The 11,901-nt window shown below is 38.2% G+C and carries 10 protein-coding genes and 1 tRNA gene; 3 read left to right on the top strand and 8 right to left on the bottom strand.

All coding sequences use genetic code 11. The features are described 5' to 3' along the window. Nucleotides 1-54: 54 nt before the first annotated feature. Complete coding sequence (locus Rain11_RS08710; protein ID WP_101358971.1) at nucleotides 55-1,104, bottom strand: OmpA family protein; 1,050 nt, start codon at nucleotides 1,102-1,104, stop codon at nucleotides 55-57. Nucleotides 1,105-1,254: 150 nt separating this feature from the next. Here Rain11_RS08710 and Rain11_RS08705 point away from each other — a divergent pair, with 150 nt between their 5' ends. Beyond that, nucleotides 1,255-1,905 (top strand): TetR/AcrR family transcriptional regulator, encoded by a 651-nt coding sequence (locus Rain11_RS08705; protein WP_101358970.1) that lies wholly within the window; start codon nucleotides 1,255-1,257, stop codon nucleotides 1,903-1,905. A 71-nt stretch (nucleotides 1,906-1,976) separates the two neighbouring features. On the opposite strand, the gene Rain11_RS08700 is transcribed toward Rain11_RS08705, so the two are convergent. Beyond that, entirely contained in the window at nucleotides 1,977-2,384 is a 408-nt protein-coding gene (locus Rain11_RS08700) for an META domain-containing protein (RefSeq protein ID WP_101358969.1), read from the bottom strand. Nucleotides 2,385-2,493: 109 nt separating this feature from the next. Between Rain11_RS08700 and Rain11_RS08695 the strand changes: the two genes are divergently transcribed. After that, a complete protein-coding gene (locus Rain11_RS08695; RefSeq protein WP_101358968.1) occupies nucleotides 2,494-3,204 on the top strand; it encodes a YjjG family noncanonical pyrimidine nucleotidase in 711 nt (236 codons plus the stop codon). Between the two features lie 69 nt (nucleotides 3,205-3,273). Here Rain11_RS08695 and Rain11_RS08690 read toward each other — a convergent pair whose 3' ends face one another. From Rain11_RS08690 to Rain11_RS08670, 5 genes are all read right to left on the bottom strand, one after another. Beyond that, nucleotides 3,274-5,406 (bottom strand): S8 family serine peptidase, encoded by a 2,133-nt coding sequence (locus Rain11_RS08690; protein WP_165778102.1) that lies wholly within the window; start codon nucleotides 5,404-5,406, stop codon nucleotides 3,274-3,276. Between the two features lie 243 nt (nucleotides 5,407-5,649). Further along, nucleotides 5,650-6,039 (bottom strand): hypothetical protein, encoded by a 390-nt coding sequence (locus Rain11_RS08685; protein WP_101358966.1) that lies wholly within the window; start codon nucleotides 6,037-6,039, stop codon nucleotides 5,650-5,652. A gap of 230 nt (nucleotides 6,040-6,269) precedes the next feature. After that, nucleotides 6,270-7,046: a glycosyltransferase family 2 protein gene (locus Rain11_RS08680; protein WP_101358965.1), complete on the bottom strand. Its 777-nt coding sequence runs from the start codon at nucleotides 7,044-7,046 to the stop codon at nucleotides 6,270-6,272. Between the two features lie 7 nt (nucleotides 7,047-7,053). Next, nucleotides 7,054-9,078, bottom strand: coding sequence for a T9SS type A sorting domain-containing protein (locus Rain11_RS08675; protein WP_101358964.1), 2,025 nt, complete (start codon nucleotides 9,076-9,078; stop codon nucleotides 7,054-7,056). A gap of 89 nt (nucleotides 9,079-9,167) precedes the next feature. Continuing rightward, complete coding sequence (locus Rain11_RS08670; protein WP_243390571.1) at nucleotides 9,168-10,646, bottom strand: S10 family peptidase; 1,479 nt, start codon at nucleotides 10,644-10,646, stop codon at nucleotides 9,168-9,170. A gap of 219 nt (nucleotides 10,647-10,865) precedes the next feature. Between Rain11_RS08670 and Rain11_RS08665 the strand changes: the two genes are divergently transcribed. After that, nucleotides 10,866-11,723: a UDP-2,3-diacylglucosamine diphosphatase gene (locus tag Rain11_RS08665; protein WP_101358963.1), complete on the top strand. Its 858-nt coding sequence runs from the start codon at nucleotides 10,866-10,868 to the stop codon at nucleotides 11,721-11,723. Nucleotides 11,724-11,781: 58 nt separating this feature from the next. On the opposite strand, the gene Rain11_RS08660 is transcribed toward Rain11_RS08665, so the two are convergent. Further along, a tRNA-Pro gene (locus Rain11_RS08660) sits at nucleotides 11,782-11,855 on the bottom strand. Nucleotides 11,856-11,901: the final 46 nt, after the last annotated feature.

The following is an 11,901-nucleotide window of genomic DNA, read 5'->3' as shown; positions in this document are numbered from 1 at the left end:
GAAAACTAAAAAGCCTGTAAGCGTTACTTACAGGCTTTTTTAGGATTTATTTTTTTACCATAACCTTACAGAGGCGATAGTCATTTTCACCCGTCTGTTCATTTCTTTCTGTTGCTTGGTTTTGTTGTACTCAGCGATTTCTTCGGGTTTGGCAAGTGGCTTGGCATCAGGCGAATCTATTTCAAAAGGTTTAGTATCGCCATAACCTACGGCTTTCAAACGAGTAGCCGCAATACCTTTGGAAATCATATAATCCATTACGAATTTGGCTCTTGCTTCTGAAAGAGCTTTATTATCAGGGAAAGGAGATTTTTGAGGTTTCACATTGTCGGTATGACCTTCAATCAGCATAAAGGTTTCAGGCTTGCTTTTGAGAATATCAGCCACTTTATCCAAAATAGGATACCATTTCTTTTGAAGTTTTTCAGGAATAGTGGCTTTGCCCGACTCAAACTCAATTTTGCTGGCTTGTTTCAAGATAGCCTCTTCGGCGGCAGAAACAACTTTGGGACAACCTTTGGTTTCACGAGGTCCGGGTTTATCAGGACAACCATCTTCATAATCTAGCAAACCATCTCCGTCTGAGTCTTTCATTTCAGGGCAACCGCGATTGTGTTTAGGTCCCTTTTTATCTTTACAATCGTCTTCTTCATCAGGAACGCCGTCTTGGTCAAAATCAGGGGCAGGGCAACCAAAATAACGAGCAACCCCCGCCACATCGGGACATCTATCCTCATTATCTAAAAATCCATCACCGTCTTTATCCCCCCAGGGACAGCCGTTGTTTTCGCGAGGTCCCATAGTTCCCATATTGCCTTGTGCATCACCCGGTGTTCCTGGACATTTATCTTCATAGTCATACACACCATCTTTATCAGTATCTTGTGGACAACCATAGTCATCTACTTTTTGGCTTGTAGGCGTATTAGGGCATTGGTCGCGAACATCAGGTACGCCATCATTGTCGCTATCCACTCTATACACCGCAGGCACATTCACTTTACGGGGTTGCACACCTTTTTTAGGTTTAGCTTTTTGAGCATTTACACTCACACCCAAGGCTAAACTTAGCAATACAAGCAAGAAAATTCTAACTACTTTCATAACACTTTTTTTATTTTGGGCTGAAATTTAGGTTTTTGCAATACAAAAATAATGCAAGAGTTGTTTTTTTAGCAAAAAAATAAAAACTTTACCACAAAAACAAACTTTCTTGTTTCAAACATAGTTAAAAAATTTGAAAAACCAAAAAATATGGCAAAGCAAAGCAAAAATAAATCTGAAAATACACAAAACATTGATTGGCGTGAGGGTTTTGTGAAGTTTTCTTTGGAAAACAATCGTTTGCCTCAAAGTGCTTATGAACTCGCAAAATTCTTGGAAGTTTCGGAAGAGAGTTTCTACGAAAATTACAGCAGTGTAGGTGCTTTGGCACAAGAGATTTGGAAAGGTTGGTTTGAAACTACCAAAAGCCAAATACAAACAGATGAGCAATATCAGAGTTTTTCGGTACGCGAAAAACTACTCGCTTTCTATTATACTTGGCTTGAAAATCTCAAAGGCTATCGCAGTTTTGTAGAAATTGCAATGCAAACCAAAAATCTTTGCTCACAGGAGCAATACAAGGCTTTCAAAGAGAGTTTCAAAATCTTTGCCCAAGAGCTACTCAACGAAGCCCTTGAAACAGGCGAAGTACAAAACCGCAATATTCTGAACCAAAGCTATCCCGAGATTTTGTGGTGGCAGGTGATGTATCTGCTCAATTTTTGGCTAAAAGACACCTCGCAAGGCTTTGAACGTACCGATGCCGCCGTAGAAAAGGCTGTCAATCTCTTTTTTGACCTTGCAGGAAGAACCTTTTTGGATAGCCTTGTAGATTTTGCCAAATTCAACTTCCAAAAATAGGCTTATGATTTACACAACTGCGAAAGCACCTTTTGGAAACCTTGTGTTTTCGCAGTTATGCCCCAACTGGCTTACAAGGCTTTCATTTCCAAAATTTCGTTCTCAGAAAATAATTTAAGGGTTTTACCTTGAATTTCATAGCGTTTTACAGCTACATAATTGATACGCACCGTATCGCAACAGGCTTGCGTACATACAAAATCGGTGGCGTTCATCTGAATTTCACCTTTTCCTACAAGGCTGAATTTCCCTTCACAACCATTTACGTCTAAATTGTATTGCAAACGCCCATCTTGGGTAAAAGTGGCAAAGAAACTTTTATCCGAAAAATCTTGCTTTTTGCCTGTGTTTTTTTCAGTAATGCTCACGAGTTGCCATTTACCATAAATTTTGGCTTGAGAAGCACTTTGGGACATTGTTTTTTTGCTTTGGCAAGTCATAAAACTCATTAAAAAAAGTCCGATTACAAACTTTTGCATTTTCTTTTTTCGCAAATATAAGCAAAAATCATACGCAAACTTTTGGGAAAAGCTCGTAAAATTTTTTAACTTTGTTTAGTGAAAATGTTTTTTCATTAAAAAGCGAAAAATGAACTTTACCGAGCATAAAATCGCTTGTTATCAGCATATTTTCTTTGATTTAGACCACACCCTTTGGGATTTTGAAAAAAATTCTAACGAAACCCTTTTAGAACTGCATAAAGACTTTTTAGATGAACGAATTATTCCCAAAGAGCAGTTTTTGGCGGTTTTTCACGAAGTAAATGCTCATTTATGGCATCTACACGATACCGAACAAATTACTGCCCAAGAGTTGCGAGAAAAGCGTTTTACTATGGTTTTTCAGGAGTTTGATTTTCATAACCCCGATTTATCTATTGCTTTCTCGCAAATCTATTTGGAAAAAACACCCCGCAAGCCTCATCTTTTGCCCCAAGCCAAAGAAATGCTGGATTATCTTTCTCAAAAATATAAGTTACACATCATTACTAATGGCTTTCCTGAAATTCAGCGGATAAAAATGGAAAGTGCAGGCATATTGTCGTACTTTCAGGAAATTGTAACCTCGCAAGAAGCAGGCTGTAAAAAGCCCCAAAAAGGCATTTTTGAATATCTTTTGCAAAAAGTACAATGTCCCAAAGAAAATTGCCTGATGATTGGAGATAATTTACTCACCGATATTGAAGGAGCTTTGCAAATAGGTCTGGATTGCGTTTTTTACAATCCAAAAAAAGTCCCACACAATAGAAAGCCCTCTTATGAAATTAGTTGCCTTGGCGAATTGAAAGAGTTTTTGTGAGTTTTCTGTAAAAAAGCGATACTACTCTCGGGGTGAATAGTATCGCTATCTGAAAGAGTAGATTAGAAATTACTCTTTCACAATCATTTTTTCTAATATCCCAAATTCAGGGTGCAATACTTTCAGGTAATACAAACCTTGTGGCAGATGTGATACCATGAATTGTGTTTCTATACCCTGAACATTCTCCAATCTTATTTTTTGCTCCCCTTGGGCATTATAGAGCCTGATTTCGTAAGGTGTTTGGGCAAACATTGCCAGTACCTCTTCATCATTTTCACTATGCTCTATTTTTACCTGCAACACATTACCCGTAGGGTTTGGATAAGGATTGGATATGCGTAAATTGTAGCACTTTTCCCCATTGGGCGGGCAACCCGTTGCCTGATATACGGCTCTAATCGTGCCTATGCCACTATTGCAAGGGTTTGTCCCTAGTGCCTCTACGTAGATTTGTCCATCGGTCTCCCCTACTCTAAAACTACAAGACAAGCCCGTACCATTATGACCAGGTGCATAGCCCCAACAGAAATATCCCGTACAATTGTATGGCACAATAGGCTGTGATGTAGCAGGATCTACGGGCACCACCCACCAACGATACCCCGTAGCACCTGGTACAGGATTGATACGATAATTTACGATTTGTCCCCGCCATACCTGAGTAGGTCCAATGATGTTTTGTATTTGTGCCGCCGCCGAAGGCGTGAGCAATACATTGTAGGTAATTGTAGTGCCTCCTACTTGAGCCTGAATAAAACTACTCGTGTTACTCGATACATTGGTAGATACTACAAGTGTATTCGTATTACTGCTTACAATGCTAAGATTAGGACCCACTGACCAAGTAACACTCATACAAGTAGGTGCATTAGTGAGCGTAAAAGTAGCCGTTTGGCAAAACACACTCGGACCTACAATTTGAGCATTACTCGAAATAGCCCTTAACACCGCCGCATAGGCATCTACCAAGCCATAACCATAATTGTTATCAAACCCTGGCTCTCCTAAATCTTGGGCTGTTTCTTGCAGAATAGTACGCACTTGGGCTTCTGTAAGATTAGGATTTACTTGCAATAACAATGCCGCTACCCCTGCTACCTGAGGGCAAGCCGCTGATGTGCCATTGAAGTTAAATATGTACTGATTATTCCTACCAAGCGTTACAATGTCTCCAATAATACCACCACTTGGAGCTACTAAATCAATCTCGGGACCGCGACTGCTATAGTCATGTAAATTTCCATTTTTATCAATTGCTCCTACTGTTATTACACCGGGTAGGTTACCTGGATAAAGTACATTTCCAAAACTATTACCAGAGGCAAATACTACAACACAGCCTTTCCCATTTCTACCCATAGTTAAAGCATTTTGGATTGAATTGGTAATTAAGTTTGAAGGAGTATCCAATTTCCAAGAACAACTTAATATATCTGCTTTACCAATATGCCAAGACCATACTATACTATTAGCTATTTCCACATTTGAGTATGCAAGACCTTCACTTATCATTCTTACAGAAAGTATTTCCAAATTTGTAGCAATTCCAATGATACCAATGGTGTCATTATTTGCACCAATTATACCAGCACAAGCCTGTCCGTGAAAGTCAAAAAATGTTGTAGGTCTTCCAGGATTATCCCGATTACGGACATCTAAACCATTCAGTAACAAGCAACTTAAATCTTCGTGTGGCTCTATACCATCATCTAGCACAGCTACTCTTACCTTTTGATTTGTACTTGCACAAGTATTTATTAAGTCCCAAGCCTCAGGGGCGTTGATATCTATATTTGGTCTGCCTCCTCCTTGTCCTGTGTTATTCAGATAATATTGTAGTGGGTACAAAGGATTACAAGGACTACCAGATATGAGGTTTGGTTCTACCCATTCAACAAGACCACTTCCGTAAATAGCTTCTGTGAGTGCAAAAAGTTCACTAACTTCCTTTATATCTATGAGGTAGGTACCTAACAACTCTTGGTAACTTGTCTTATTGAATTTGCTTCCAAAAAGTTGCTCTACTTGTATAATAGTAGAATTTGGTTTTAGGGCGAGGACTATTTGATTGGTTGGATATACTTGCTCTCCTTTGTATTTGAAAGCTATCAAAAATTGCAAATCAGGAAAGGTATTCTTCAGAGAGTTTAGCTCGGATATTAAAGTATTAAATAATGAACCATTTTTTAATTTCAACAAAAAACTATTTGGTGATAGGTTTCGCAAATAAAGAGTAAAAGGTTTTGTAGATAAATTTCTGATAATCAAACTTTTACCCCCCCCAATTTGCATTTTTTCATTATGAAAAATAACTATGGTGGTAGTATCTGACTCCAAAGTTATTATTCTGTTTTCATAACGATAAAAAACAGACTGGGCTAATGTAAATGTAAAAGAAAAAAATACAGCAAATAATAGAGATATCTTCATAATCCTTAAATATTATTGATTAAATAAATTACATTGGTTTTGAATACTTATGAGAACATTAGGTGGAGGAAAACAATCTGTGTGATAACCCCACTCATCTATTACAGAGTAGTTTTTAAAGAAAATTTTTGTACCAACCACTTGCTTACTCTTGTCTAGGTTCTCTATTACCACACAATTATTAAAACCCTTCCAATTGACCCCAATATTTCTATTTTTAATTTGAACTACCGTAAAACATATCATTGAAAGGTCAGGATTTTCATTCATTTTTCTTGCTTCAGCGATAACCACTCCCTCAATGCACTCCTCTTGCGGGTTGGGGGATTTTTTGTTGCAAGCAGTGCTGGCGGCTATCAGCCCAATCGTGGCTAAAAAGCCTAAAATTTTTAGTGTTTGCATAAAATATTTGTTGGTTTATTTCTCCCTCACTTACAGGCAGAGGGTTGCTCCTTACTTGGTAAAAATAAAAGAATCTTTGCTAAAATACAAAGGCTTTTATAAATATTACGTATGCAAGTGGGAAAATGTTTCAAAAAGGTAAAAAATTTTGAGTGTAATAAAATTATAATTTTGGCGATGGGGAATCCTTTTTTTCAGAAAAATAAATAGCCTTGAAGGTTTCTCGCTATTCACATATTTTTCCAATAATTTTTCTTATTTCGCAAAGCAAAGAGCAATCCTCGGAAGGCTATTTGAATGTGATTGAATAGATTTGGTAAAAAACCAAAGTGTTTTTGCAAGATTCGGTAACGCTCTTGCAAAGAAATGTTTCGTTTTTGGGTAGTCAGTCCTCCGAGCAGATAGGTCGCTATGATTTCTTGTGTATTTACAACATTGGTAGCCTTTTGAAGCACCCGAATTACCCAATCAATATCAGCGGAAAGCGTATAAGTAAGGTCGTAAGGCTCACAAATGCTTTTTTTGACAATAAATGCCTGATGACAAACTACTAATCCTTTGCGTAAATCTTTCCAAGAAAGTCGCTCGGGCAAACAATGAGGAGTAATTTGACTACGCAAACCCAAAGGTTGCAAAGAATTTTCAGCTATTATCATTGCATCGCCATAATAAACGTCTGCATCTGCATTCAGGGCAAAAACTTTTTCCAAAGTCGTATCCTCATAGAAAGTATCGCCTGCATTCATAAAAACCACATAGTCGCCTGTGGCTTGGGCAAGCCCTTTATTCATAGCATCATAAAGCCCTTTATCAGGCTCACTAATCCAATAGTCAAGGTAATGAGCATTTCTTTTGATAATTGCAAGCGTGCCATCGGTAGAATTGCCATCAATGATGATGTACTCTTTGTTGGTGTAGGTTTGCAGAATTACACTTTTGAGCGTTCTCTCTAAATGTTTTTCGGCGTTGTAAGTAATGGTAATAATGGATATTTTGGGCGAAGGCATCTTTGTTTTAGTAAATCGTTAGTTTTTTCATCAAGATTTGTCCGTTTTGGGCATTTTTGATAAGCACCACATACAGACCCTTCTGAAAGAATTGTGTGTTGATTTGTAAAAACCCTTCTCCACGATACTTTTCCGAACACCACCTGCCACTTACATCGCAAATGGTTACTTCCAAAGGTGCATTTAGCCATTCAATTTTTACAAAATGCCGAGCAGGATTAGGATAAAGCAAAACTTCTTTTGCAAAGGAACTGACAAGACCTGAAACCACAGGATTTTCCAAAGTATAATTTTCATCGTTGGTAGGAACAGGCACTCCTACTGAAAGCGTATTATTTCCGTGCAGTAGAGCATAATACACTTCCGAAAACCCCGCAATATTACGCGGCTGATTGGTAGCAGTGCTAGCAATTTGCGTAGCAAGTCCCCCACGTGTATTGCCATTGATAAGCACCATTGCCGAATAAGTTCCCGCCGAAGTGAAAAAATTTTGCCCCGCTTGCTGATAAAATTTGAGCCAACTATTGCGATTTAAGTAAATACCAAATTTCAAGCGATATTTTGCCACTGCATAACTCACTGCACAACTATTGTTTTCGTAAAAATCATTATCGCTGGGGTTAAAGGCATTGGGCAAAATAGTAGTAGTATTCAAGAGAGACAAGCCATTGCTAAAACTCAAATTACCGTCGTAGGCGTTGTATTTGTTGGCTCGGTTGTTGGTTACGTAAATTTTTCCTGCTAATTTGCTGTTTTCGCCTATAAAAAGATTCAAAATCTGATTGCGGCGAATATGCGAATTAAGCAAAGCTCCTGTTTCACCACCATTGATAAACTGAAAGAAATTCGCAAAGCCCGTAATATTGACAAAAAGCACCTTTTTTGAAAGCCTGATAGCATTACGCAATTGATATTTATCACTCTGATTATTTGCGGCAATGGTTTGCAGAATGGTAATATTGCCTGTAGCCCCTCTGCTACGCAAATTTTGTCGGTACTGATGAGCTACCACAGTATCGCTTCCTGTTACAATGAGAATATTATCATTCACACTGCCACTATTTACAAAGTCTTGCAAAAGATTTCCATTTTCGCTTATTCCTTCACCCCCGCTGAGCCAAACCTGATAATTGGCGTTTTCTTGCGATACGGTAGGACTAACAAAACTACTCGCTTCTTGCAACATTGTCAGAGTATTCAGATTGATTTGGTGTCCGTGCAGGAGAATATGAGCTTTGAGGTCAGGCGTGTAAATTTTGTTATTTGGGAAAGAAAAACTTTGTGGAGCGTAAATATGCACTGCCCCTGAGCCGTAACAGGTCGCATTTTTAGAAGCATCTATGCAAAGAGCCGTTTTATCATCAACGCCAATACCTTTAACGAAATTACCTGTCTGTTGGTACCATTTTGCCAAAAAACCCATCAAACGGGCATTTCTGCCTCTTTCTGCAAAGTGAGTGTCAAAGACAAAATTAGGGAAAATGTGTATAAAATCGTTTTTCAAAGAATAATAAGGCGAATTGATATTTTCAAGAGCATCGGGGGGAAAAAGACTACCATTTTCAGCACTGAACAAAATTGATGAAAGAATTGCCATACCCGCCGAAGTTCCTGCAATCACGCCCCCTGCATTGAATTTATCTTCAACAGCTTGCTCTACGAGTGTTCCTTTGTAAAGCGTGTAATATTGGCTTTGGTCGCCTCCTTTGAAAAAGAAAACATCGTGGTTCATCAAGTCGCTATATGTCGTAGGCGAATTTGCTTGAGCAGTGGTACTAATGGTAAAATTAGTAGCATCTGTGGCTCCCAAGCTCAAAAAGTAATTCCGAAGCCAATTATCTTGCGTCTGATAGCTGATAATAGCCACTTTTTTATTAACAGACTGATTAACCGCCCACTGATAAGGAGCATCGCTCCAACCACCCTGAATTTCAGTGCCTCCACCTACCAAAACAAGTTTTCCTTGCGAAAAGGTGTTTTTTTGTCCTACCATTAGCAAAAGCAATAGCAATAAAAACCTACAAGTTTTCATAATTTTGATTTTTTAAGCATTAACAAGTTTCTGCAAATTTCGGAAAAAATGCAGAAAATTTTTGGATTGTGAAAGAAAAAAAGGTGTCTTTACTCGAAAAATTTTTCTAAATCTTTTCTCATTTGTAAAAAGGACTCTTTGTGTATGTACATCATATGCCCCGCCTCATAGTAAGTAGTACGAATGTTTTTCTTTTGTTCAGGGCGTAAAAAAGCGTGATTGAAAGTGTAATCTGTGGCAAAGTAAGGGGTTGCAAAGTCATAATAACCGCTACATACCCAAACTTTCAAGGCAGGATTTTTCGCCATAGCACTACGCAACTCTTCGGCTACGTTCAGATACCTATTCTGAACATTGTTGTAATTCCAAGGTTGCACTCTACTGGTAAGCACTTCATAAGCTAAATGTGTTTCAAATTTAAGCTCTTGCCGAATATACTGATTGATAGCCGTTGCATAAGGTCCTGATATAGTGGCATTCAGGCTGGGGTCAAATTCAAATCTTTCGCCTGCATTGTCGTAATCTACGCCTATCATTCGGCTATCCAAACGCCCTACGGTTTTGCCTTCTTTGCGTAAAAGTTCTTTACAGAAACGCCCAATTTCTATTCTATAAAAACAATTTGCCAAAAATTCAGCAGAAAGTCCTGTATAACGTTGTAGCTTTTCTGCGACACTCTTTTTTTCTGTTTCTGTTGCCCAATCGCCTTTTACAAGAAAAGTAGCATATTCATTCAGAGCAAAATTTTCTACCTCTTTAAGCAAAGACTTCAAATCTTTTTGTTGTAAGTCGGTGGGTAGCTTTTTATGATACCAAGCCGTAGCCGTATAAGTAGGCAAAAATAAAATGTAGGGCAAATCGTTGCCTTTATCAAAACGCACCGTTTGAAACTGCAAAACCGCCGAAATCAGACACAAACCATTAAAATACATATTGTAGCGGTCTTGTAAATAATTTGCCAAACCAACAGCACGTGTAGTGCCATAGCTTTCTCCTGCTAAATATTTCGGCGAAGCCCAACGAGCATTTTTAGAGCAGTACAAACGAATGAACTCACCCACACTTTCAATATCTTCCACATAACCCAAAAATTGAGCAGGTTTTTCCCCTTCTACGGCTCGGCTGTAACCTGTATTCACGGGGTCAATGAATACCAAATCCGTTTTATCTAACCAGCTAAATTCATTATCAATATATTTGTAAGGTGGGGGTAAAGGTTCGCCTTTGTCTGTCATTAGCACTCTTTTGGGTCCTATCACGCCCAAATGAAGCCAAAGCGAAGCCGAACCCGGTCCGCCATTGAAACAAAATGTAATCGGACGTTTAGTAACATCACTAATTCCCTCTTGAGTGTAGGCTATGAAAAAAATATTTGCTTTGGGTTTGCCGTATTCGTCTTGCAGCTGCAAAAAACCTGTTTGGGCTTTGTATTTGATGATTTTTCCCTGAATAGTAATCTGATGATTGGTTTCTACGATTTTAGGCGGTGGATTTTCTCGCTTACCCTCTTTTTCTTTATTTTCAGTTTGTTGGGCAAAAGCGTAAGTAGTAAAAATCCACAGCAACACAAGTATTGTAACTTTTGGCATTTGCATAAACATAAATTTTTATTGCTCAACGTTGGAAAAAAGAAAAAATTTTGTCTTTCCTTAAAAAATAAAAGTTTCTGTTTCAAAGTTAATTTATTGTTGCTTAAAAGCTGATTAAAAGCCCAAAAATTCAATATTTCGTAATATTTTTTTTACACTCAAAACAAAGAAAAAGACGTATTTTGTAAAAAAACTGCCTTGAAAAAGCATCATAAAACCATCGTTATTTCTGATGTTCATTTGGGGGCATCAGGTTCAAAAACCAAACAGCTTGTCCGTTTTCTAAAACAAAATACTTGCGAAACCCTTATCTTAAACGGCGATATTATCGACGGCTGGCAACTGCAACGCTCAGGCAAATGGAAACGTAAGCATACGCGTTTTATCAAAGTTGTCCTGAAAATGATGGACAAATACAAAACACGTGTCATTTACGTTAGAGGCAATCACGATGATTTTCTTGACCAAATCTTGCCATTGCGTATTGGCAGACTTTCCATTTGCAAAGATTACATTTATGAAAGTTTTGGCAAACGCTACTATATTACACACGGCGATATTTTTGATAGCATCACTACCAAATTAAAATTTGTAGCTAAATTGGGCGACATTGGCTATAACTTTCTGCTTTGGCTTAATAAGCGTTACAACCAGTACCGAGCCAAACGAGGGTTGCCCTATTATTCGCTTTCGCAAAAAATTAAAGCCAAAGTAAAAACGGCAGTTTCTTATATTGATGATTTTGAAAAAGAACTTGCTCATTTCGCTAAAATCAAGCAGTGCGATGCCGTAATTTGCGGGCATATTCATCAGCCTGCTATGAAAGAAATAGACGGCATTTTGTACCTTAATTCAGGTGATTGGGTTGAGTCGCTTACGGCTCTTACAGAGGATTTCAATGGAAATTGGGAACTTGTGCATTACATCAAAGATGTGGATATTCACGCCGAGTACGCCCAAGAAGATGAAAAAGACGAAGAGCTTGATGAAATGAACGATTTTAATGTAGAAGAATTAGAATTGGTTGAAAACCTGCTCCATAGAAAAATATCCTAAATCAAAATTATGAAAGAAAAAAGAAAGCCTCAAATCATCAGATTTTGAGGCTTTTTTGTCGGGATGACTGGATTTGAACCAGCGACCCCTCGCACCCTAAACGAGTGCACTACCTGGCTGTGCTACATCCCGAACAATCTTTCGGACTGCAAAGGTATAAAAAAACTTTTCAACTCCA

The sequence above is a fragment of the Raineya orbicola genome (assembly GCF_002843425.1).
GTDB classification, from domain to species: domain Bacteria; phylum Bacteroidota; class Bacteroidia; order Cytophagales; family Thermonemataceae; genus Raineya; species Raineya orbicola.
Note: the sequence above shows the minus strand (reverse complement) of the source record. Positions and strands in the feature narration are given on the sequence as shown.

Bases quoted from the DNA above. Each gene is read 5' to 3' on its own strand.
- Rain11_RS08710 (WP_101358971.1), bottom strand. From the start codon at position 1,104: ATGAAAGTAGTTAGAATTTTCTTGCTTGTATTGCTAAGTTTAGCCTTG.
- Rain11_RS08705 (WP_101358970.1), top strand. From the start codon at position 1,255: ATGGCAAAGCAAAGCAAAAATAAATCTGAAAATACACAAAACATTGAT.
- Rain11_RS08700 (WP_101358969.1), bottom strand. From the start codon at position 2,384: ATGCAAAAGTTTGTAATCGGACTTTTTTTAATGAGTTTTATGACTTGC.
- Rain11_RS08695 (WP_101358968.1), top strand. From the start codon at position 2,494: ATGAACTTTACCGAGCATAAAATCGCTTGTTATCAGCATATTTTCTTT.
- Rain11_RS08685 (WP_101358966.1), bottom strand. From the start codon at position 6,039: ATGCAAACACTAAAAATTTTAGGCTTTTTAGCCACGATTGGGCTGATA.
- Rain11_RS08680 (WP_101358965.1), bottom strand. From the start codon at position 7,046: ATGCCTTCGCCCAAAATATCCATTATTACCATTACTTACAACGCCGAA.
- Rain11_RS08675 (WP_101358964.1), bottom strand. From the start codon at position 9,078: ATGAAAACTTGTAGGTTTTTATTGCTATTGCTTTTGCTAATGGTAGGA.